Origin of the sequence: Lentilactobacillus sp. Marseille-Q4993, from assembly GCF_951230165.1 — a bacterium.
Classification (GTDB): domain Bacteria; phylum Bacillota; class Bacilli; order Lactobacillales; family Lactobacillaceae; genus Lentilactobacillus.
Genome location: NZ_CATNVB010000028.1, coordinates 1 through 23,671, shown reverse-complemented (window position 1 = coordinate 23,671; position 23,671 = coordinate 1). Strand labels below are relative to the sequence as shown.

Sequence of the window (23,671 nt, the reverse complement as noted above, 5' to 3'; positions counted from 1 at the left end):
TATTTTATCTTAATCACTTCACCGCTGCCTTAAACACCGATCTCGTTTCATTATAAATTCGCTTGGCAATTTCCGGCTGGTTCATAGTGTACAGGTGAATGCCATCAACCCCTTGAGATACAAGGTCGATAATTTGGTCGACCGCAAACGCAATCCCTGCATCACGCATTGCTTCCTTATTATCGCTGTATCTGTCCAGAATAGTAGCAAACTTTTTCGGTACCGGAATTCCGGTAATCGTAGCGATTCGCTCAATCTGTTTTTTGTTGGTACAGGGCATTATTCCGGCTTCGATAGGCACGGTAATCCCTGCAATTCGAGCCTTTTCGTAGAAGGAATAAAACTCACTATTATCAAAAAATAGCTGAGTAATTAGGTGATCGGTTCCAGAATCAACCTTTCGTTTAAGGTTGGCAAGATCATCAATAAAGTCTGGTGAATCTTGGTGACAGTCTGGATAACACGCTCCCAGAATTGTGCACTCTGGTCGGTTCTGTTTAATGAAAGAAACTAATTCGTTGGCGTGATTAAAGTCCCCTGTTGGCTGTTTGCCAGGAATTTGGTCTCCCCGTAATGCTAAAACATTGGTTACTGATATTGATTTTAATTGATCAAGTAGGTCGAGTACCTGTTGCTTGGATTGATACAATCCAGGAACATGGGCGACCGTTTCAACTCCTAATTGGTTCTTGACAAGGTTTGCGATTTTAAGCGTTGCATCACGCCGGCCACTACCCCCAGCACCGAGCGTGACGGAAATAAAGTCTGGTTCGAGCGATTGAAGTTCTTGAAGGGTGTTAAGAATTGTCTTATTCGAAGACTCTTTCCGTGGTGGAAATACTTCAAGCGAGAACAGTGGTTTGCGGTTAGCTAACTCTGTTAGGCTCATTGACAACCCTCCTAACTTTCTTGGTTGCGTTGACAATGTTCTTCAAACTTTCAAACGATTCTTCCTCAGACCGAGTTTTTAACCCACAGTCTGGGTTGATCCAGATTTTATTGATTGGTAACTTTTCAACCAGCACCTTAATCAAACTCTCGACTTCTTCCTCAGACGGTACTCGAGGAGAGTGAATATCGTAAACCCCGGGGCCCACCTCGGTCTTGAAGTTAGCTGCAACTAACTGATCAATTAGTGTGAAATCAGCTCTGGAAGCCTCAAAGGAAATAACATCTGCATCAAGAGCATCGATTGCTTTGATGATGTCGCCAAACTCGCTGTAGCACATATGAGTGTGAATCTGGGTACTTGGTTGCACTTTGCTGTGGACCAGTCTGAACGCGGGTACTGCCCAATCAAGGTATTCTGAGTACCAGTTGGTCTTTCGTAACGGTAAGTTTTCCCGGAGAGCAGGTTCATCAATCTGAATGATCTTGATATTGTTCTTCTCCAAATCGAGAACTTCTTCCTGTAACGCGAGCGCAATTTGGGTTACTGATTCCTTGGGTGAAACGTCTTCCCGTGGGAACGACCAGTTGAAAATAGTAACGGGGCCAGTAAGCATACCCTTGACTGGTTTGTCAGTTAGCGACTGGGCATAGACAGAGTCTTTAACAGTAATTGGGGCGTTACGAGAAATATCACCCCAGATAATTGGTGGTTTAACCCCACGGGTTCCGTATGATTGAACCCAACCGTTTTGAGTAAAGACAAACCCGTCTAGTTTTTCACCAAAGTATTCAACCATGTCGTTACGCTCATATTCACCATGGACTAGAACGTCGATGCCAATATCTTCTTGGAACTTGATGATTCGCTTGATTTTTTCGTTGTTGAACTCATCGTATTGATCCCGAGTGATTTCGCCCTTTCGCAATTTAGAGCGGTTTTGGCGAACGTCCTTAGTTTGTGGAAACGAACCAATTGTGGTGGTTGGTAATACTGGTAATTTGAATTCATCGTGTTGAATCTGTTCCCGTTCTTCCCGCGCTGGCAAACGAGTGTAGTCGTCATCAGTTAAGCTATCAATTTCAGTCCGAACGCTTTGGTTAACTGGGTGCTTGATGGTTTGAAAGAGGCTAGTGTTAGCGTCCAGAACTTTGTGATCACGTTCGAAGACCACCTTATCAAGGTCGCCAAGTTCAGCTAACTTTTCAATGGCAAAAGCTAGGTGCTGTTTAACATCACTTGGTAATTTTTCTTCGTCCTTAGCACTATATGGCACGTGTAACAAAGAGCATGAAGTGTTCAAAATTAGCTTACCGTCAGTATGACTAGCGATTTCGTTCACCTTTGAAACGGTTTGCGAATAATTATTCCGCCAGATATTTTTACCATTTACGATGCCAGCGAACAAAATTTTATCGCTTGGGAATCCGTTGTTGGCCAACAGAGTTTGGTTGTAACTACCTTCAACGAAGTCTAGACCAATACCATCAAAGTCCTTGGCCACGACGTCATTGTAGACATCGCGAATGTCACCAAAGTAGGTTTGTAGTAGTACTTTGGTTTTTCCTTTGGCTGCAAGAATCCCATCGTACAAGCGGTCAAATAGTTTCTTTTCAGCTGAATCGACGTCAAAACAAAGGGCGGGTTCATCGATTTGAAGCCAGTTGACCTGTTGCTCGTTTAGTCTAGTTAAGACGTCAGAGTACGCGGTTACCAGCGCATCAATAAATGAGTTGCGATTGGTGCCATCTAGGAAACGACTTAACTTTAATAGGGTATAAGGGCCAATGATGCATGCCTTAACCGGTACGCCAATTGATTTAGCTTCTTCAATTTCATCGAACAATTTCGTTCCGATTAGTTGGATGTTCGTGTCCTTGTCAAACTCAGGTACGATGTAATGGTAATTGGTGTTAAACCATTTCTTCATTGAGAGGGCCTTCACTGACTTGGTGTCACTTTGGTAACCTCTTGCTTGAGCAAAATATTCATCAAGTTGAGATAGATTGAGGTCACGGTAGCGACTTGGAACGATATTTAATAAGTTAGCTGTGTCCAATACATTATCGAAGAAGGAGAAGTCGCCAACTGGGATGAGGTCGATTCCCGCGTTAATTTGCGCTTGCCAGTGGTTGATTCTGATTTCTTTTGCAGTTGCTTGAAGTTCATCGGCAGTGATTTTGTGCTTCCAGTAGTGTTCAGTTGCAAACTTTAGTTCGCGATGGTGGCCGATTCTTGGAAATCCGATAATTGTTTTTGTCATATGAAGGTCCCTCCCTTGGGAAAATAACTTAGTTTAGATTACGTGGCGTTCGAATGGTTGGTCTGAGATACCGGCATCAAGAATATCCCGGCTCCATTGTTTGGCGGAGAACAATGAATGATCCCGATAATTACCGCAGCTGGTGATATCGGTCCCTGGGACATCTTCCCACTTGATGTCATCGGCAATTTCTTCTAGCGAGCTCTTTAATGCTTCTGCCACTTCTGTGGTTGAGTGCTTGCCCCAAGTAATCAAATGAAAACCAGTTCGACAACCAAATGGTGAACAGTCAATCACCCCGTCAAGGCGATCCCGAAGTAGCCCAGCAAGTAGATGTTCGATGGTGTGGAGGCCAGCGGTTGGGATTGCGTTGTCGTTTGGTTGAACCAGACGGAGATCATAGTTGGAAATGACGTCTCCGGCTGGGCCGTGTTCCTCAGTAATCAATCTAACGTATGGTGCCTTTACCTTTGTGTGATCCAATGTAAAACTTTCAACTTTTGCCATAATGTATATCTTCCTTTCGCTTTATGAGGTGAAAGGCAAATAAAAAAGCACTCGCCCCACACCTCAGATTAATTCTGAATGTAGGGGCGAATGCTTCCGCTGTACCACCCTAGATTTGTACTGTCCTCGCGAACAGCACCTCTTAAAGTACCTGTTGATACTTCGGCAATATAACGGTTGCTACCGACGTTAAAGCGTTAACTTTAGCGATGCTATTTCGAGTTCATCTTCACTATTTCAAAACCCGTCCTTTCCCATCAACCGGACTCTCTTTGTGATTTCTTGATAGCTACTCTTCTCGTCAGAGCTTTTAGTAATTGATTAAAATTTAATGATAATATTAATCATCTCATAATTGTTTGTCAATACTTTTTAGAAATTATTTTTTTAACCCGCGATAAATGAAGTTGGCTGCATCTGCAGCAGCCTTGTCAGCATTGAATTTTCGGTCTAGTAAAATAATTTGGCCGGCGTATCCGAATCCGATTGAAACAATGTATTGGATGATTCGCTGGGTCTCCCAATCGACGATTGTCCCGTAAGATTTGAATTTGTCGATTACCATTGGTAGTTCGCTACTTAGCAATTGGGCAAATGTTTGTTCAAGTTCGGCTAATAATTTGGGATTGGTCAGTGATTCTGACAGCATTACCTTAAGTGCTTTGCGGTTATCACTAACAAACTCAAACCGGTTTTTTAACAGAACGTGGAGTAATTCTTCAAAACTAGGTTGATTCAAACTAACCGCGTAGGCCGTGAATTCTTTAATAGCTTTGGGGATAGTTCGCTCAATTAGCGGTGAGAGGGTTGCCTGTAACAGTTCTTCTTTTGTCGTGTAACGCTTGTAGACGGTACCCTGACTGACATTAGCTTTCTCGGCAATGTCGGCAGTTGTCGTATTTGCAAACCCCTTGGTAGCAAATAATTCAAGGGCTGCCTTTAAAACTTGCTTTTGTTTAGCAGGGAGGTTCTCATCTGCGTTGATGTCATCATTGAAAAAAGATTCAATTGTTGTTGATGCCATGAAATTCACCTAAACCTTTCTGTATCGGCGCATGCCAAGGATATTAAGGGTTACAAAGAACAGTAGGATCACACCGAGAACAATGATTGGAGTGGCAACTTGAAGTAACCCTGCCTGTTTTTGAATCACGTCAGTAAGGGCGTTAGCTCCGTAATAGAGTGGCATAAAATGGGCGATAACTTGTAGCCAACCGGCCATATTGCTGACGGGGATGATTCCGGAGAAAAATATCTGGGGAATAACAAGAATGGGGATGAACTGCATCATTTGAAATTCTGACGCGGCAAATGTAGACACAAACAATCCCATCGATAATGCAACTAGCGCTAGGAGGAAGCAGATAAATAGCACGGTGACAATACTACCAAGAATTTGAACTTTTAGTACGTAAATACAATAGAGAACCACAATCATGGTTTGGATAATTGCAAATAAGCCGTACCCAGTCAAATAACCAAAGATTATCTCACTTCGTTTGATGGGGCTAGCCAATAGTCGTGATAGGGTGCCGGTCGTTCTTTCCCGCAGTAGCGAGATGCCGGAAATTAAAAAGACGAAGAAGAATACGACAAAGCCGACGAAAATTGGAAACATTGTCGAAAAGAAGGTGGAATCACTGTTGCCATATAGATACTTTTGACTAAGGGATAACTTGACCGGTTTGCTAAGCTGTTTTTGATTATCAGAAGCAGCGGTCATATTACGACGAGCAGCAGCTGGCAATTGGTTTGCGATTTGGTGCAATTGGGTTTGCGTTTTCTTTATTGCCGATTTTGCTTTTTTTGTTCCTGCAACTAGCTGATTAATTTGAAGCTTGATCAGTCCCATCTGCACTGATTTTTTAATGATTCCAGCCTGGGTTTGACTAGCATTCTGATAGGTAACGGTGAGTTTGTTACCATCCTTTTTAATATAGCCGTCGTAGTCGTGATCCAGAATTACCTTTTTGGGAGAATCAGAAGTGGTAACTTTGTGAATCTTAACGTGCTTATTGTCGATTACTTTAGTAACGCTGGTTGGCACGTTTTTGACAGCAAGTTGAGCCACTGTGTCGGAGTTGGATTGGAATAAGAAGAACATGAGGGTCAGGATAAACAGGGGAGCGATAAATAAAAGCGCTAAAGTTCGTTTGTCCCGCCGCATTTCTAAAATTATTCGTTTAGTTATCGATAGGATTTTCATTATTTTGTTCCCCCGCTTTCAAAAAGACGTCTTCCAAATTATCTGCGTTATACTCGGCCTTCAGTTCTTCTGGTGACCCAGAGCTAATGATGTGGCCGTCTCGAATCATTTCCAGTTCATCACATTGGGCGGCATCTGCCATGACATGGGTGGTGATGATGATTAATTTGCCCTCATCACGGTACTTTTTGAGTTCTTTCCAAATTTGGCATCTTAGTTCAGGATCAATCCCAACTGTTGGTTCATCAAGGATTAATATTTTGGGATCGGAAATAAGGCTAATTGCTAAGGATAATCGGCGTTTCATTCCTCCGGAGTAGTTGCTGACTTTCTTATTTAAATCTGGGATCAAATTTACGATACTTGCCACGTAGTTGATACGGTTTTCGATTAGTTTGCGGTCAATGGCGAATAAACTGGCGAAGAATTTGAGATTTTCCCGACCTGTTAGACTACCGTAAAGGGCATCGTTTTGAGCCATAAAACCAATGTCTTCCAAGACAATTCGATTCGGCATTTGTTTATCTAAGATAGTGGCGGTCCCTGTATCTGGCTGTTCCATTCCCATAATGACTTTGATCAGGGTGGTCTTGCCTGCTCCTGAAGGGCCAATCAAGCCTAGAATTTTGCCTGGGAAGGATTCGAGGTTGATTGAGGATAGAACGGGATGATTATTAAAGTTTTTATCAACGTTTGTTACGGTGATTAAGGGTTCCATAAGGAGTTCCTCCTTCATTAAGTGAGTGATTACTCACTCTTTGCTTAAGGCCATTATAATAATTGGCAAAGTGAGTGTCAACTCACTAAACTAATAATTTTAATTCGCTTTGATTAAGTGATAAAATTCACATGTAGTGAATAATAATTATAGGGGGCATTTTTTATGGCAGATCGTTTAAAGGGTAAAGTTGCAATCGTTACTGGGGGAACCCTTGGAATTGGGTTAGCAATCGCCCAAAAGTTTGTTGAAGAAGGCGCCAAAGTGGTGATCACTGGTCGTCGTGAAGAAGTTGGTGAGAAGGCTGCCCAAAGTGTTGGTGGTCCAGATGTGATTCGCTTTGTTAAACACGATGCTTCGGATGAAAAGGGTTGGGAAGACCTCTTTGATACTACTGAAGAAGCATTTGGTCCGGTTACTACAGTAGTTAATAATGCCGGAATTGCTTTGGCTAAGAATATTGAAGACACAACCGCAGAAGAGTGGCGGAACTTAATGTCAATTAATCTTGACGGTGTGTTCTATGGTACTAAACTCGGAATTATTCGGATGAAGAATAAGCACCTCGGTGCCTCAATCATCAACATGTCTTCCATTGAAGGCTTTGTTGGAGATCCAAACTTAGCTGCGTATAATGCCTCTAAGGGTGGCGTTCGTTTGCTCACTAAATCAGCTGCCTTGCATTGTGCCCTTAACGACTACGATGTTCGGGTAAATACTGTTCACCCAGGATATATCAAGACACCTTTAGTTGATAACATTCCTGGTGCTGAAGAAGCCCAATCACAAAGAACTCAAACACCAATGGGCCACATTGGTGAGCCAAACGATATTGCATACATGTGTGTCTATCTTGCTTCTGACGAATCCAAGTTTGCGACTGGATCAGAGTTTGTGGTCGATGGTGGTTACTTGGCTCAATAATCAGATTGCAATTCGTTGTAATTTCCCATATAATTAGTCGAAGAAATTATCCTTTAACTAGTCCCGTGAGGCTACAAGGTTCGACTTAAGAATAACTGCGATGTTTTTCGCTGGTTAAGTGTGAATGCTTGATTCCTCATGGGGTCAGGCATTTTTTATTATTTAGGAGCGGAAACTTTATGGAAGATCAACGGTTTGGCAAGATTGAAATTATTGAAAAGCAGCATCGGCACCAGTCATTTTGGGACATGTTTGCGACTTGGGTCGGGGCAAATGCTAACAACGGAACTTGGTACGTTGGTGGTGTGATTGCAGCCTGCGGGTTTGCGACTGCGTCCGTTACGCTAGTCTTCGTTGGAATTGTGTCCTACATTCTGCTCGCATTAGCTGGTAATATGGGTTACAAAACTGGAATTTCTGCGATGGCCTTAACCCGGGCGTCTTTTGGATTACGTGGTAGTTTCTTGCCATCAGTTATTAACCTAGTTCAGTTTATCGGTTGGGCGGCTGTTAACACGTTTATCGCCGCAACATCAATCAGTTATATCCTTCACGACTTACTAAACTGGCCAGTGTATGGGAAACCAGGTGGCTTGAAGGGATTAACTGTCGGAATCATTGTTATGAGTATCCTTCATATATTAAGTACGTCAATGGGCGAAAAATCCGTTCGAATTATCGAAAGAATTGGAATTATCCTAGTATTTATCTTGGTGATCTGGGAATCAATCGTGGTTTTCAAACACGTATCCTTCAGCGAGATCCTTGCCTATCGACCAGCCGCTTCAGTCAAAATGACTCCAGGCCAAGCGGTTGATGTTTTAGCTGCCTTTAACTTGGCGTGGGTGACTGCCGGTAGTGACTTTACGCGGTTCTCAAAGAAGCAAAGCAGTGCAACTTGGGCTCCGTTTTGGGGTGCAAACCTGGGCCTGGTATGGTTCGCGACTATTGGAACCATTTCAACGCTGGCAACTGCCATTACCCTGAATCACTTTGATGCTAATAACTCAGATCCATCGACCATTGCCAGCAAATTAGGGCTGGGAATCCTTGCCATGTTGGTAATTATCATTACTAGTACCACGGCCAACGCTGTTAATCTGATGGCCGCCGGTTCAGCTTTGACTAACATGACCAAACGGTTGCGGTTAACGCAAAGTATCATTATTGTGACGTTGGTAGCCACGTTAGTAACGTTTATTCCAATCTTCTACTCAACGTTCTTAGGGGTGTTCACCGCCTTCTTAGATGGGATTGGCATGTTCTTGGGACCAGAAATTGCCATTTTCTTAGCCGATTTTTACCTAGTTGAAAACCAAAAGTATGATTTGAATTCATTTACTTCTAGAAATGGCAAGTATTGGTATCACGGTGGAATTAACTGGTTTGCGATTTCGGTATGGGTAGTTTCCGTTCTTTCTTACTCAGTATTTAAAGCCATTCCGGTTATTGCCAACAGCGTTGGGGCAACCTTCGTATCTATGTTAGTAGCTGCCATTTTGTACACGATATTTGGTAAAATGATTAGCAGGACTAAATAAAAATTTAGGGGTGCTGGCATGATTGAGGATAAAACACTTGCATTTGATGACATCGAGGAAGGTAATGAATATAAAAATTGCCAATTTTCACCGTCAAATGGGAACCGAATGGTCTCGGATGTCGTTTTTGTCCATTGTTTATTTGATCAAGACGACTTCGACGGTAAGGACTGGAATGATGTGAAGTTTATTGGTTGTTCGCTTCCCAATAAGAGTTTCCACCAAAACTATTTTGCTAATTGTGAGTTTTCGGGTTGCCAATTGACAGGCTCTGATTTTTCAATTGGAACCAAATTTTTAAAAACCAAATTCACTAGTAGTAAACTTATGTACGCAAACTTCAGCGAAACGGCAATGGAACAATCTGGCTTTGAAAACTGTGAATTGATTGAAAGTTCCTTCCAAGCGGTTAAAGTTAAGAAGGGCTTAGCGTTTACCGGTTGTGATGTTGATGGAATCGATTTTCTTGATACCAATTTAAAAGGAATTGATTTGAGTACTGCAACGTTTGGAACTTTAGTAGTCGATCCAACAAGACTAAAGGGACTGAAGATCAATCCTTACCAGGCAAGCGTTTTGATTACTATGTTTGGCGTGGAAATCAAGTAGCTTTAAAAATTAAAATTCAAAAAGAGTTGCAATTCAATTTTAATTGTTCTATACTCAATCACAATATAAAATGTCGTTATCTAAGAAGTAGTCCCTTATCTGGGTGTCAGGAAGTTGGCGGTTGCTGCGAGCCAATCAGGGTAAGGTGAATGAAATACCGGATGTGATCGACAATGGTTAATAACTAGAATCCATTATCTTCTAGTGAGTGGTGTACGTATGTACACAATTTGGGTGGTACCACGGTCATGTCTAATCGTCCCTATTGCATTTATTAATGCGGTAGGGGCGATTTTTTATTTGAGGGAAGGATGTTGATTATGAAACAAACAAGTAACGGAGGGATTGCTCGATATTAGACCTCCACAGTTGATGGCAAATTAAAATCAAACAGTGAGGGATAATATTATGGAAAAAGCAAAAATAAGTTTAAGAACAGCAATTATTGTATTAGTCGTTATTTTAGCAATTATGGGATTTGGAGTTATTGGGTTGAAACTTTCTCCCCAGGTTCCCGTTTTACTCGCAATCACGGTTACCATCTTCTGGGCCAGGTTTAGTGGTTTCAACTGGGACCAAATCAACGCTGGCATTAAGGACGGAATCGACAAGGGGATCATTCCCATCGTTATCTTTATCTTAATTGGGGCGATGATCAGTACTTGGATCGCCGCTGGTACGATTCCAACTTTGATGGTTATTGGATTCAAAGCAATTAGCGCTCAGTGGTTTCTACCAACCGTATTCCTAGTATGTTCATTGGTGGGAGCAGCTGTTGGTAGCTGTTTTACAGTTGTTTCCACAGTCGGAATTGCCTTCTTCGGAATTGGTGTTACCATGAACTTCAATCCTGCCTTAGTAGCAGGAAGTATCGTTGCTGGTGGGATTTTTGGTGACAAACTATCACCATTATCGGAAACCAACAACTTGGCTGCAGCGGTTGTTGACACTGATTTATTCGACCACATGAAGACGATTTTGTGGTCAACCTTGCCAGCCGCTGGAATTACCACTGTAGCGTTTGCAATTCTCAGTGCAGGGCATAATCACGCTGACATGAGTAAAATTAACCAAACGGTTGCTGCATTATCTGGCGACTTTCACATCTCACTAATTTCATTAATTCCAATCATTCTTGTGTTTGCATGTGCCGGAATCAAAATGGCCGCAATCCCAACGATGCTCCTTAACATCTTCGTTTCAGCAATCATGATGTTTTTCAATACGCCAAACCTTTCAATCACAAAGGCGACTGACATTATTACCAATGGATTTGTAGCGCAAACCGCAAACAAAGAAGTCAACCTATTGCTTTCACGTGGAGGTATCGTCAGCATGATGCCAACTGTTGCATTGATTGTTCTAACTCTTTCGCTTGGTGGTTTACTGGTCCATTTTGGATTGATCAGTGCCGTTATGGAGCCACTTTCAACTAAGCTTAACAAGCATGGCAAACTAGTTTCAGCCGCTTTGGCAACCTGTCTTGGAGTTAATATCTTCGTTGGTGAACAATTCCTGTCAATCATTCTCCCAGGTCGCGCATTCAAGAAGGCCTTCAATGAAGGTGGGTTGAAGAGTAGTGCCCTTGGTCGAGTCCTTGAAGATGGTGGTACAGTGATCAACTACCTTGTTCCTTGGGGAGTTGGTGGTGTGTTCATCGCAAATACACTTGGGGTTCCAACTATCCAGTACCTACCATTCGTGTTCTTTAGCTTACTATGCCCAGTATTCTCGCTTATCAGTGGCTTTACTGGAATTGGGTTGAAGACGACATCGGAAACTAAATCGAAAACTAGAGCGAGTATGGTAGCCTCGGAAAACTAAAAGAGTAGGTACAGTGGTTGGGAAATAACTAGATAAATCAAAAAAACGCATCGATATTTCAAAAAAGAAATTATCGATGCGTTTTTGATGTGAACAGTTGGGTATTTCATGTGAATATGCTGTTACATTAATAATTTAGTGTGAATTTTTTGTGCATAAAGGAGTAAGAAGTGAGGCTTTTTTTTGATTTAAATATGAAATTACCTATTTAAGAATAAGTATATGTTATATTTAAGTCACATATGCAAATAAGATAGGACTGATTGTTATGAAAAATAGCCTTGGTTTTCGAATTGTTTCCATAATTTTACTTTTGGGAATACTGTGGTTCAGCAGAGAATATAATCTTCCATACAGAAATTTAATAGGTTTTGTAGTATTGTTGTTAGGCATTCTAGTCGGTACTGTGGGAATGCACGTAGACAACAAAAATAAAGGGTCTTAATTAAAAGTATTAATTTTGCCTTTGATATCCAGTAAATTTAGGGTGTAGTTGGCTCGGGACACCGGGACCACCTTGCTAATTACTTGATCACCATCACCACCATCGTTGCAAGCAACACCACAAATATTAGTAACCATATCAATTTGCCACCGAACGAATGCGGATTGATTGTAATTCCAGTGCCGTGTTGTTTAGGAATAATGATACCTGTGCTATCGTGAGGCACCGTTCTAGTCAAATATACGAATGATATTATGCACACTGCAATTACTAAGACAATAATTGATACCCCGAAAAGAGTTCGCATTCGGTTAGTAGTTGCCATGAAGGGCATGATAATAGCGATCAACGCCGTAAGAACAAAAAATATGATTATCAAATGCCGAAGTAGTCGGTGTGGGTTATTTTTATTCCGTTTTTTTGAATTAGTTGTTTTTGGGTCCATAGAAAACACCACCCTTTTTTTCATAAGCTTACGATTCAAGAGTGGTTTATTCCAGCATAATTACTTTTTAATAACCTCGATTAGTTGTTCGTTGTGCTTTCTTAAGGCAAATAAGTAGATCAAGCTGACTACCAGCATGGTTCCAAAAACAAGAATGAATGGCCCCCATTGGATAAAACTATCCCCAGCTAGAGCTCCCGCTGGCGCCATCATAAAGCTGGAAAAATCGTAAACTGAGTGAATCAAAACGCCGTAAAGTAAACTGTGAGTGTTAAGGTATACGACTCCAAACAAGATTCCAAAGATTGCGGCATAAATCATTTGTTGGAAAACACCAGTCATGGTTGATCCTGGGTTCATCAGGTTAGTAATGTGCATTGCGCCAAAGGTTAAAGCTGAATAGACAACTGCTTTAATCCCGGCATTCTTACCACGACTAAATAGCAATAAAAGGCCAGCTAAGAGAAAACCACGGAGAAATGTTTCTTCCCAAATTCCGGCTGAAAATCCATATAGAACATCAGCCATGTTTTTACCTGCTCCCATTCTGCGCCACTCGTCAAACTGGTTAAATATTTGAGGAACTGACTTGAGTAAGAAATACCATAACCCAATTACCAACATAGGTAGGACTCTGGCTAACCCTCGTAGGTTTCCTAATGAATAATTCAATCGAAAACCGTAACGGCTAGCTAGTTTAATAATGCCAAATGAAATTCCTAGAACCAGGAAAATGTGGATTACTGAGTTTACTGGATAGTTTGGAATTAGAAAATTAAGTAACCTTGAGGTAATAATATAAAACAGGTAAATACCGATGGTTGAGGCAAACAAAATTGATCCCTTTGTTGGTTCGTCAGTTAGCTTTTCATTTTGTGTGTTCATCATCAGAAAGTCCCCCTTAACTGCTTATTTTTTATAAGCAGCAACTTTTAATAACGATAATATATCACAAAAAAATCAGGAGGCAATTGATACGCACTCGAATTAAAAATGGATTTTTAAATAGCAGTTCAATCTTTTGATAAATAGGGAATTATGAGTTGTCACGATGATATCCAAGAAAATAAATTCCGGTTTTTCCTTGACACTAATTTTTGAATGAGTTAAATTACATGTAACTTAAAAAGCAATTAGCAGTCTAAGTAAATTCTAATTTAAGAGATCGTCGGTAGCTGAAAAGACGAACCAGAATTGAACCACAACTGTTACGCTGTTTGGCTGAAATAGTAGTAGGCCTTGCCGGGATTCCCGTTATTGAATCGAGTTAGGAAATCTAACTTACTGAGGTAGTTGCTGTGAAGTGACTGCGAATCAGAGGTGGAACAGCGTGACCACGCCCTCTTGGAGATAAAACTCCAGGGGGCTTTTTTATTAACAAAATCGAGAACCAAACAAAGTAGAGCCAAAATCAGAGACCGTTTAAATGCTGAGAAAACGGACGGCTTGAACCACACTTGGTTAAAGATGATCTTTTGAACCTAAGTAGGAAGGTCCGGAATCAATCCGTTATCATGCGAGTTGGCAACAACTCACTGAGGTAGTTATCGCGAGGTAGCTACGAATTAGAGGTGGAACAGCGAAAAGTCGCCCTCTCAAGGTCATTGATCTTGAGGGGCTTTTTTATTTGAAAGGTGGAATTAACATGAGGAGTTCAAACCGACATTTGAACCCTCTTACCTAAATAAGTTAGTGATAGTAAGAGGGATGACGATTTTAGACCTAAAGACAAAAATAAGGAGAATTACTATGAATATCAAACAAGTTAGTCTTTTAGCAATAATCACTCTTACCGGAATCACTAGTTTAGCAGGATGCGCAAACAGCGACGCCAAGGTTAAAAGTATCAAGCAGGAAGCCAAAATCATGGAACAGGCTGATATTTCGTCACTTGATTCAGTCAAAATCAGTGATGTTGGGGCTTTGGAAACCGTCAATAATTCGCAGGAAGGCTTGTACCGCCTTCAAAGTGGAACAGAAGTAAAACCAGGGTTGGCCAAAAAAATCGTAACTCCAACCAACAATGGCACGGTGTACACCTTTAAGCTCAGAAGTAACCTCAAGTGGAGTAATGGCGATAAGCTAACCGCAAAGGATTTTGAAAGTACTTGGAAACGTGCTGTTACCCCGGCAACCAAGTCGACTAACGCATATCAGTTTTTACCACTTAAAAACGCCGCTGCAATTGAGAAGGGAAAGATGAGTTCCAGCAAACTAGGGGTAAAGGCGATCAATGCCACTACCTTGCGGGTTACTCTTGAGCGGCCAACTGCCTACTTCAAGTACTTATGTGCCTCAACTCCATTCCTCCCTCAGGACGCAAACCTAGTTAAGAAGTACGGCAAAGCATACGGTACTGACTCGACTAAGACGGTTTACAGTGGTCCGTTTACCGTCAAAAACTGGTCAACTTCCAAGAACACCTGGGAACTAGTTAAGAATCCTAACTATTGGGATAAGGATAATGTCAAACTAGATAAGGTAGTTTTCGAAACTACTAAGGATCCCCAAACTGCCCTTTCTCTTTATCAATCAGGCAAACTTGATAATATTATCTTGGCTGGTCAACAAGCTGCCCAGCTTAAAGCAAAAGCTGGATTTCAAAGTTATTCAAATGGGGAAACGGATTACATTGCCTATAACTTTAAGACCAAGGCGTTAAGAAACGCGAACATTAGAAAGGCAATTTCGTTAACGGTCGACCGACAAAGTTTGGTAAGGAACGTCTTAAAGAACGGAAGTAAGGCACCTTACGGAATGGCTCCGGAAGATGTTGCTAAGAACCCTAGTACAGGCGCTGACTTTGCAAAGGATGGTTCCACATCTCAGTCAGTTCAGTTCAACCCAACTCTTGCTAAGAAATACTGGGCAAAGGGACTTGCTCAACTAAAAACCAAGAACTTAACTCTGAATATGGTTTGCTATGATGTTGATTCTTTCAAAAACTCAGCTGAATTCGTTCAATCATCGGCTGAAAAATACCTACCAGGACTTAAAATCAATATCAACGTTGAGCCCAAGCTTCAAGCGATCACCAAGATGCAACAAAAGTCGGGATATGACCTTGGTTTCTCAAATTGGATTGCTTCTTACCCTGAATTATCGGAGTATTACCAATTACTAGATTCTGGTAATGCCAATAATGCCGGTAACTACAGTAACAAAACATTCGATAAATATTACGATAAAGCAATGACAAATGATTCAATGAACGCAAACCAGAGATACCAAGATTTTAAACGGGCTGAGAAGGTAGCGGCAGATGATCAAGCCGTACTAGTAGTAAACCAAGGACAGGTTGCCCGGCTTAACAATCCAAATCTAAAGGGTGTTAGCTATGCGGCTGCATCAGGGATCTCACTCAAGAATGCGTATATGACTGATAAGTAGGAGGGAAGAGCTATGCAAAAAATGATTAGCGTTAATGAAGAAAAGATTTATTCAGATTTAGATAATTTATATGATTTAGCGGAAACCGCATTTGACGAGGTAAACACTACTGAATACCTTGCAAACCGATTATCTGAGATGGGGGTTTCCTTTGAAAGATTTGATAATATGACGGGGCTGATTGCGACGATTGGAAGTGGAAATCGACCATTTATTGGTATTCGTGCCGATATTGATGCTCTTAGACAGGAATACCAGGGAAAGGTTTCCGTTTTTCACTCCTGTGGTCACAATTTGCACATGACCGCTGTTCTGGCACTTGCTGAGTATTTTCAAGCAAACCAGAGTGGGCTTAACGGGGCTACTTTAAAGTTGGTATTCCAGCCAGCTGAAGAAACGGTTACGGGAGCCGAAAAGGTGATCAAGAGTGGCAAGCTGCCAAATCTAGATTATATGTATGGCCTTCACGTTTGTGCTGAATCAGAGATTGGCAATTATCAGGCAGAAGCGATTATTCCGAGTGCAGCTACTCGGACGTTATGGGTATCTATCACTGGGAAAACTGCTCACGCTGGAACCCCAAGTCTGGGAGCTAACGTCATTGATGGATTTAGTGCCATTAATGAAAAGATTAAGGCGATTGAGATTGATACTGACTTACCTTACGAGGCAACCACCACAATGTTTCAGGCCGGAGAGTCTTCTAATATCATTCCGGATAAGGGGAAGTTTGCGATTGATTTGCGGGCGAAAAACAATGATTTAATGGATATCCTTCAAGAAAAAACGTTCTCGGCGCTTAACTCAGTGAACGAAAACGGATTTACAGTTACGGTTGATGGTAATGACTTATCGCCAGCGTCGATTCCTAGTGAAGCAGCGATTGAAAATATGGAATTAGCAATTAAATCAATTCTGGGGGATAACGGATTAATGACGCCGAAGTATACAAATGGCGGGGATGATTTTCACTTCTATGCTTATGACGGCTTAGCTAAGGAAACGACGATGCTTGGATTAGGATGTGGTTTGAACCCTGGCCTTCACGTACCTGATATGACGTTTGATAAGAGTGCGGCAATTAGGGGAGCTCAAATCATGATTGAAGCAGTGAAGAACACGGTCACCAATAAATAATGGTATTCATAATAAAAACGGAAACCTTATAAAAATAGGTTTCCGTTTTCTTTATTTTACAGTCTTAATATTTCGCCAAACAATTAACGTCAATCCTAATAAAATTACACCAATAATTCCAAAGGCAACCGAGAATGATTTAACTTCGATGAGCCAACCTACTGCTGGGAAAAGGATGATCATTGCTGCCGAAAAGAGCACACTAGCAACACTGAGTAATGTTGCCCGTTGTTTGGAATCAATCATTTCATTATAGAAACTACTGAAAATTGGTTCCACCATCGAGCCTAGCATCTGGCTGATCAAAAACATACCGACCAGCAATGGAATCAGTGCTGACCATGACAGTAGTAGGAGAGCAACTAAACTAAAGCTTAGTGAAATTAACAAGGTTCGTTTTGAGACGCACTCCTGAAATTGTGGGGTGAACTTAATTCCCAAAATGTTAATGACTGCTGATACAACCATTAATCCCGAAATTAGCCAGCCGGAAAAATGTTGAGTTTCCATTAGCGATTGAAAGTAATAATAGTATGCGGTACAGACGGCCGAGAACAATGCGTGAAAGATCATGAGGTTCCGTAAGACGTGGTTCGCCTTTAGCGTCTTGTATGAGTTAACGATGATTGATTTGGTGGTTACCTTATCAGTGATCTGCTTCTTCGTTTGAACCGGTTCTTTAAAAACGAGAACCGTAACTAATCCGATGAAGCCAAAAACCATTGCGATTATATAAGTTAATTCAAAATGCCAGTGAACTAAAAATCCGGCAATTACTACCCCTAAAGTATCACCAAACTCGATAATTACGTCGATATTGCTGATAATTTTGGGATACTTTTTAGTGGCATCTGATAGTTTTAACGAATCGTAAATCAATGCCTCTAGGGTTCCCGATTTCATGTTGTAAGATAATGCATTCAGGACGAAGGCGAGGGCAAACATCCAAAATGAATGGCTGGCAATCATCAGCAACGCCGATATAATGACCGCAAGTCGCCCTAAAATTAAGTTTAGTTTGTAAGAAAACCTATCTGCCAAGACCCCTGATGGGACTTCAAATAGGAAACTGGCAATGTGAAAGATACTCTCACAGAGGCCGACTTGAACCAAACTTAGGCCTTTAGTTTGTAGGTACATAACCCACAAACCGGTGATCCCGAACCAAGAAAGGAAGGTGTAACCGTAACTCTTCCGAATGTTTGCAAAATATTTTGTTTTCATGAATAAGCACTCCAATAATGTGACCGTTCAGTTAGCCGGTAGATTTAGTGCGTGGCCGACAAACTGACTTTGGGGTTACGACAATTGAAGTGCAAGTGTATATGTGATGTTGTGTTGAAGGTTGATCCAGGCGGTCATGGGGCTCACTCCGTTTCGATTATGAGAATTTAATTAAATTAAGTATAGAGTAGTGGGGGTGGGAGGGCAAGGGTAAAAAAATAAAGTGACAGTAATTTCAATTCCAGAAATCACCATCACTTTACCTATTTGGAAACTAAAATTCCAACCTCTTAATATTTCTCACACTTGCAACATATGACAATACCAAGATCAGTGCTGTGAAAATTCCAGCAACAATCATAAATGGAGTAAAGCCGTTATCGATGTACATTTTAACGAGTTTATCCCAAGCGTCCTTACCAAAATCAGTCTTGGTAAAGATCCAGTAAGCGGCTCCCAGAATAATCGCAACTAGGGCACCAATCCCAGACATGAGCATTTGGATTTTAGTTGGCCCAAACTTAATTTGGAGTGGGATCAGAAGAAAGGCTACAATCGAAATTGCCATACTAACCAGGGCAATCAGATTGGTTAGCGATTTCTGGTTTGCGGCCCAGTCAAGCGTGTTGTTAAAAATCAACATTACGATAACCGTCAGAATAAACGATGAAATGGTTAAACTAAACAGCATGATAAACTTTTCGGCTACGTACTGAGTTCTTGTGATTGGGGTAGTAAATAGGAACTTAAATCCGTTATTTTCCTGATCGGACGATAATAGAAATAGGGTTAAGAAAGCCATGTTTACGCCACTGATTGCCATGGTGAAATATATTCCATTTGGCCCAAACAGCATCGGAATAACCATTCCTAGGATTGTGATAATGAAAACCATTGCCTGTTTCTTAATTGCAATTCCATCTCTTACAAATAAACTACTCATGATTAATCCCTCCCACTAAAAATAGAATAATATCGTCGATTGACGTTGGCTCAATTGCAACGTCTGGGTAGTTCTCAACATAAAAGTTCTTTTCGTTCGTCAACGTACTGTAACCAAAGTCAGTTTTCTCTGAGTGGAGCAAGTATTGTTTATCCACTTTGTCGTACTGCTCACCTGTCATTTTGAGCAAGGCGTATGAATCGATAATCACATCAGTGTCCTCTTCGAAAACTATGTTTCCGTCGTCGATTAGGATTACTCTGTCAGCTAATGATTCCAAGTCGCTTGAAATGTGGGTCGTAATTAAGATACTTCTTGATTCGTCCTCATTCAGATAGTCTTGTAGTACTTCGATAATTTGCTGGCGGACGACTACATCCAGGCCAGCAGTGGGCTCATCTAAAATTAATAGGTTAGCGTTATGAGTTAATGCAATAATCGTTTTTAGTTTGGCTTTGTTACCAGTGGACATCTCTTTGACCGATTTATCAATTGGCAGTTTAAGCCTTTTGACGAGGTCGTTGAATTGTGATTCATTGAAGTTTTTGTACGTCACCTTTAATAGTTTAATCGTATCGGAAACCGAGAAATTTTCTGGTACGGTACTATCCGGAAAGACATAGCCAAATTGCTCCTTTTGGTCACTAGTCATGTTTTTTACATCGGTACCATTAAATTCAATCGTACCGGCATCACGTGAAATTAAATCACCGATGGCCTTTAATACGGTCGACTTTCCCGCACCGTTTCGACCAATCAACCCAACGATAGTACCATTTGGGGCCTCGAAGCTAATATCTAATTTAAAGCCAGGATAGCTTTTCTTCAACTCTGTAATTTTCAGCATTTACTTTCCCTCCAATTCGTCATTAAACAGTTTGGTGATTTGATCTTTATTTAAGCCAAGGTTCTGTGCCTTACTGATGGTTTCACCAAACTCGGTTTTTATTTCATTTCCAATTTCAGTTATTTGGTCATTGGAGTTGATTTTGGAGATGAAACTTCCTTTGCCGTGAACAGTAGTTATTAAGCCCTCACTATCTAGCTGGTCATAAGCTTTTTTGACCGTCAATGCGCTGATGTGCTGATCTTTTGCAACACTTCGAACTGATGGGAGGGGCGTACTCTCGACAAGATTGCCTGTAACCATCTGTTTTTTGATTTGGTTGACGATTTGTTCATAAATCGGAACCATTGAATTTTTTGAAATTAATAGATGCAACTCATCACTTCCTAACTGTTTATCATTCAGTAAACAGTATATAACAAAGTATAACAGTGTCAAATGTTTTATTTTAATTTAGTGATTTTTTGCATCGCTAGTCATTACCAGACACACAAAAACTCCCCCCACTAGCCAACCTAGCGAGGGGAGTTCTTATTTTAAAACAGAAACTATAACGGTAACTTACTTCTTAAACTTATTGTGAGTTGCACCTGGGAAGTACCAGTTTACCTTGCCCAGTAAGTTAATCATTGCGGGGACAAAAATGAGTCGAACGAAGAATGCATCGAACAGAACTCCCCCAGCTAGTGCGATTCCTATTGATTTGATAGTTGGGTCCGTTGAAAGTGCGAAACTTCCGAACACGGCAATCATAATCAATGCAGCGGTTACGATAACTGGGCCACTTTCAGCGATCCCTGTTTTGACGGCGTACTTGGTATCTCCGGTCAACAGGTAGGTTTCCCTAATTCGCGAAACCATGAACACTTCGTAGTCCATCGCCAGCCCGAACAGAACGCCAATCATTACAACCGGCAGGAAGGCAAGGATAGGAGCACCAACACTAATTCCAAATAGGTTCTTCATCACACCGTCTTGCATAACCAGAGTTGTGAATCCAAATGAGGCAAACACGGACAATCCAAATCCAATCATGGCAAACAGTGGAATGACAAATGACCGGAACATGATCATCAAAAGAACGAACGCAATGACCATTACGATTGCAGTGAATAATGGAATGGCGTTATTCAGTTTTTTGGAAATGTCGATGTTGACCGCGTTAGTTCCTGTTAGGGTAATTTTCGTGTTGTTACTCTTAACAAGATCCTTCGAGTATGAATTAATCTTTTGAACTAACTTCTCGGTCTTTTCTGATTCTGGTCCGTTCTTAGGCATCAAGATAAATCTAGCATACTTGTGGTCATCACTGATTTTGACAGGAATGCTCGAGATAGCAGCCTTCTTCATTTTTGCAGTAACTTGGTTTTTAAACTGCATAGTGTACTTGGCCGCTAACTGTTTCTGTTGGGTAGAACTCATGGTTGGATTCTTCATCATCGCAGCCATGACTTTCTTTTGAACAAATTTTTTACCCTCAACCTTGATCTTTTGTTGAAATTCCGGTGATTTAGCTTCCTTGACTGCTTTTTCGTTAACAACGGGCATTAACCGTTTAACACTATCGTAGTCTTCGATTTTATCAGTTACGGTTTTAAGAATCTTCTTATTATCCTTGAGCGAGTTATTGGTGTCTAGTTTTACAACCCCAATCATCGTTGAGTTTGCACCCGCTCCAAACTTGTCTGAAATTGTGTCGTAAGCTTGACGACGAGTGTTATTCGTTGGAAGGGCACCGTCGAACGGCATTCCTAACCGCATGTGGCCGGTTGGAATCATGAAGCCGATGAGGACAGCTAAACTGATGATAACCATAACAACGGGGTGGTTTGCGACTGTTCTGGTTACCAGACCAGCCTTGTTTACTGCCTGTTCAGTGTTAACTGAAGCTGGTTTGATAAACTTGCTGAATAGTGAAATTAATGCGGGTAGCAACGTCATTGCTGAGAGGACTGCGAATAAAACTCCAACGGCAGAAGCAATTCCCATTTGAGTCAAGAAGTCGATTCGAACGAATACGAGTCCAACAAGGGCGATCATAACGGTAACTCCGGCAAACAGAACCGAACTACCAGCACTTCCTAGAGTTGCCCCCATGGCGTTATCAGGACCCGTCGTACCTGAGTTGGCTAACTCCGACTTGTACCTGTGAATTATAAACAGGGCGTAATCGATTCCAACGGCCAGAGTGACCATTACGGCTAGTGTTTGGGCAATGGAAACAATCGAAAAGAAATTAGTTCCAATTATGATGGTCATTAAACCGGTAACTAGTCCAATGACTGCACTGATGATTGGTAGGCCGGCGGTAATAAATGATTTGAACAGTACCAACATTAAGATAAAGGCAATAACAATTCCGATAATTTCGGAAAGCCCACCAATATCTGGCATGCTCAAGACGTTTCCTGAGAAGGAAACTTTGGTGTTACCGTCTTTTACGTTAGCTCTAAATTTCTTTTGAATTCCGGCAATTGCCTTATCGGAAACTAAGTTAGAATCCTTTTTGAAAGTAATGCTAACCATCCCAGTTGTCTTATCAGAGCTGATTGATTGTGATTCGTAGGGACTGGTGATTGACTTAATTTGGCTACTGTATTTGCTCTTTAAAGCCTTAACAGTGTCGTTAATTTCCTTCTTTTGATTACTATTATTGATACTTTTATCGTTTGTGTTTTCAACAACGACGGTCATTGAACCCGCGTCAACTGATTGATCAAACTTTTTTTCTAGCACTTTTTGAATATCAGTTGATGGAATTCCGGAAATTTTTAAATTTTCATTGAAATGAGACCCAAGCATTCCAACGGTGGAAATAAAGGCTATCAACATGACAAGCCAAGCAGCTAATGCCTTGAATTTGTTGTTGTAAACCCATTTCCCAAAACTGGTTAATCCATTTTGCATAAAATTACTCCCTTACATAATTAACTATTGACACATACTATTACTTTTGCCATTATGTGTATATGTTCAATTGAGTGCATCTGCACACGAAATGTGCAAATTAGGAGAAATGTTTATGACTGATATGAGAAGAGAGCGAACTGATAATATCATTTTTGATACGTTTGCTGAATTAATGACGAAAAAACGGTTCTCAGATATTACTATGATTGAGATTTCCAGAAAGTCTTTCGTTCATCGAAACACAATTTATAAGCACTTCCTTGATAAGTATGACCTGCTGGGAAAGTTTATGGATAGGGAATTGAGTAAGCACGATGATTTCTTGTCGGAATTCGAAGAAAGCCCATTTAAGGCAGTCGCAAGCTTATTTGGTTCTGATTTACAACCAATTATTGAAAAACAACAACTTGATATGGAGTTTACTCGGCTGGTTGAGGAAAGTGGGGCTAGAGTTCTCTACAATAAAATAAAGGATCCTAATCTAATTTGGAATTTAGGTAATATATCTAGTGTTCTTATGTGGAATCAATTGCATGGAAACAAGCTTGATATTGTTGATGATTATGCTGAATTAGATAGAATATACCAGACGAAGAAGTTTCCGGAAACTGATGATTAATGATACGGGGTAGGATATAATCAGTTCCATAGAAAAATGATCGAAGCATAACTGAAATAGACCAACCGAAAAAAGTGCAGCGATATATTTCAAGGAGATACTCCCTAGTATGTTGGACACGGAAACAATTAAAATTCCGGGTTCATATACTAGGAGTTTTTATATTGACTAAATATCGCTACACCATAGACGAAAAATTATTCTTTCTTGATTTGCTTGCTCAGGGTTGG

The 23,671-nt window shown here is 40.9% G+C and carries 20 protein-coding genes; 7 read left to right on the top strand and 13 right to left on the bottom strand.

The window, feature by feature from the left end; all coding sequences use genetic code 11:
• Positions 1-13 precede the first annotated feature (13 nt).
• The 6 genes from metF to QOW94_RS08740 all read right to left on the bottom strand — a co-directional run bounded on the left by metF (position 14) and on the right by QOW94_RS08740 (position 6,583).
• Positions 14-889: a methylenetetrahydrofolate reductase [NAD(P)H] gene (gene metF, locus QOW94_RS08765; RefSeq protein WP_283680008.1), complete on the bottom strand. Its 876-nt coding sequence runs from the start codon at positions 887-889 to the stop codon at positions 14-16.
• Positions 867-3,152: a 5-methyltetrahydropteroyltriglutamate--homocysteine S-methyltransferase gene (gene metE / locus QOW94_RS08760; protein ID WP_283680007.1), complete on the bottom strand. Its 2,286-nt coding sequence runs from the start codon at positions 3,150-3,152 to the stop codon at positions 867-869. The genes metF and metE overlap by 23 nt, the downstream gene beginning before the upstream one ends.
• A 33-nt stretch (positions 3,153-3,185) precedes the next feature.
• On the bottom strand, positions 3,186-3,659 hold the full coding sequence (locus tag QOW94_RS08755) for an S-ribosylhomocysteine lyase (RefSeq protein ID WP_283680006.1): 474 nt from the start codon (positions 3,657-3,659) through the stop codon (positions 3,186-3,188).
• Positions 3,660-4,038: 379 nt separating this feature from the next.
• The gene (locus tag QOW94_RS08750) at positions 4,039-4,683 is read right to left on the bottom strand and encodes a TetR/AcrR family transcriptional regulator (RefSeq protein WP_283680005.1); all 645 of its coding nucleotides are present in this window, start codon (positions 4,681-4,683) and stop codon (positions 4,039-4,041) included.
• 9 nt (positions 4,684-4,692) lie between these two features.
• Positions 4,693-5,865 (bottom strand): ABC transporter permease, encoded by a 1,173-nt coding sequence (locus QOW94_RS08745; RefSeq protein WP_283680003.1) that lies wholly within the window; start codon positions 5,863-5,865, stop codon positions 4,693-4,695.
• Positions 5,843-6,583 carry an ABC transporter ATP-binding protein gene (locus QOW94_RS08740; protein ID WP_283680002.1) on the bottom strand — a complete coding sequence of 247 codons (741 nt, stop codon included), beginning with the start codon at positions 6,581-6,583 and terminating at the stop codon, positions 5,843-5,845. The genes QOW94_RS08745 and QOW94_RS08740 overlap by 23 nt, the downstream gene beginning before the upstream one ends.
• A 165-nt stretch (positions 6,584-6,748) precedes the next feature.
• Between QOW94_RS08740 and QOW94_RS08735 the strand changes: the two genes are divergently transcribed.
• The 4 genes from QOW94_RS08735 to nhaC all read left to right on the top strand — a co-directional run bounded on the left by QOW94_RS08735 (position 6,749) and on the right by nhaC (position 11,481).
• Positions 6,749-7,507, top strand: coding sequence for an NADP-dependent (R)-specific alcohol dehydrogenase (locus QOW94_RS08735; protein WP_283680001.1), 759 nt, complete (start codon positions 6,749-6,751; stop codon positions 7,505-7,507).
• A gap of 179 nt (positions 7,508-7,686) precedes the next feature.
• On the top strand, positions 7,687-9,048 hold the full coding sequence (locus QOW94_RS08730; RefSeq protein WP_283680000.1) for a cytosine permease: 1,362 nt from the start codon (positions 7,687-7,689) through the stop codon (positions 9,046-9,048).
• Between the two features lie 18 nt (positions 9,049-9,066).
• The gene (locus QOW94_RS08725) at positions 9,067-9,657 is read left to right on the top strand and encodes a pentapeptide repeat-containing protein (protein WP_283679999.1); all 591 of its coding nucleotides are present in this window, start codon (positions 9,067-9,069) and stop codon (positions 9,655-9,657) included.
• 408 nt (positions 9,658-10,065) lie between these two features.
• Positions 10,066-11,481 (top strand): Na+/H+ antiporter NhaC, encoded by a 1,416-nt coding sequence (gene nhaC / locus QOW94_RS08720; protein WP_283679998.1) that lies wholly within the window; start codon positions 10,066-10,068, stop codon positions 11,479-11,481.
• A 524-nt stretch (positions 11,482-12,005) separates the two neighbouring features.
• On the opposite strand, the gene QOW94_RS08715 is transcribed toward nhaC, so the two are convergent.
• Both QOW94_RS08715 and QOW94_RS08710 read right to left on the bottom strand, forming a co-directional pair.
• Positions 12,006-12,371: a hypothetical protein gene (locus QOW94_RS08715; protein ID WP_283679997.1), complete on the bottom strand. Its 366-nt coding sequence runs from the start codon at positions 12,369-12,371 to the stop codon at positions 12,006-12,008.
• A gap of 60 nt (positions 12,372-12,431) precedes the next feature.
• Positions 12,432-13,259: a CPBP family intramembrane glutamic endopeptidase gene (locus QOW94_RS08710; protein ID WP_283679995.1), complete on the bottom strand. Its 828-nt coding sequence runs from the start codon at positions 13,257-13,259 to the stop codon at positions 12,432-12,434.
• Between the two features lie 861 nt (positions 13,260-14,120).
• Here QOW94_RS08710 and QOW94_RS08705 point away from each other — a divergent pair.
• Together QOW94_RS08705 and QOW94_RS08700 are read left to right on the top strand one after the other, a co-directional pair.
• Positions 14,121-15,761, top strand: coding sequence for a peptide ABC transporter substrate-binding protein (locus QOW94_RS08705; RefSeq protein ID WP_283679993.1), 1,641 nt, complete (start codon positions 14,121-14,123; stop codon positions 15,759-15,761).
• Positions 15,762-15,773: 12 nt separating this feature from the next.
• Positions 15,774-16,898, top strand: coding sequence for an amidohydrolase (locus QOW94_RS08700; protein ID WP_283679992.1), 1,125 nt, complete (start codon positions 15,774-15,776; stop codon positions 16,896-16,898).
• 51 nt (positions 16,899-16,949) lie between these two features.
• On the opposite strand, the gene QOW94_RS08695 is transcribed toward QOW94_RS08700, so the two are convergent.
• The 5 genes from QOW94_RS08695 to QOW94_RS08675 form a co-directional block, all read right to left on the bottom strand.
• Entirely contained in the window at positions 16,950-18,122 is a 1,173-nt protein-coding gene (locus QOW94_RS08695) for an MFS transporter (protein WP_283679991.1), read from the bottom strand.
• A 274-nt stretch (positions 18,123-18,396) separates the two neighbouring features.
• On the bottom strand, positions 18,397-19,065 hold the full coding sequence (locus QOW94_RS08690; protein ID WP_283679990.1) for an ABC-2 transporter permease: 669 nt from the start codon (positions 19,063-19,065) through the stop codon (positions 18,397-18,399).
• A complete protein-coding gene (locus QOW94_RS08685) occupies positions 19,058-19,912 on the bottom strand; it encodes an ABC transporter ATP-binding protein (protein WP_283679989.1) in 855 nt (284 codons plus the stop codon). Before QOW94_RS08685 ends, QOW94_RS08690 begins: the two co-directional genes overlap by 8 nt.
• Complete coding sequence (locus QOW94_RS08680; RefSeq protein WP_283679988.1) at positions 19,913-20,287, bottom strand: GntR family transcriptional regulator; 375 nt, start codon at positions 20,285-20,287, stop codon at positions 19,913-19,915.
• 186 nt (positions 20,288-20,473) lie between these two features.
• Complete coding sequence (locus QOW94_RS08675; protein WP_283679987.1) at positions 20,474-22,819, bottom strand: MMPL family transporter; 2,346 nt, start codon at positions 22,817-22,819, stop codon at positions 20,474-20,476.
• 115 nt (positions 22,820-22,934) lie between these two features.
• Between QOW94_RS08675 and QOW94_RS08670 the strand changes: the two genes are divergently transcribed.
• A complete protein-coding gene (locus QOW94_RS08670; protein ID WP_283679986.1) occupies positions 22,935-23,441 on the top strand; it encodes a TetR/AcrR family transcriptional regulator in 507 nt (168 codons plus the stop codon).
• Positions 23,442-23,671 lie beyond the last annotated feature (230 nt).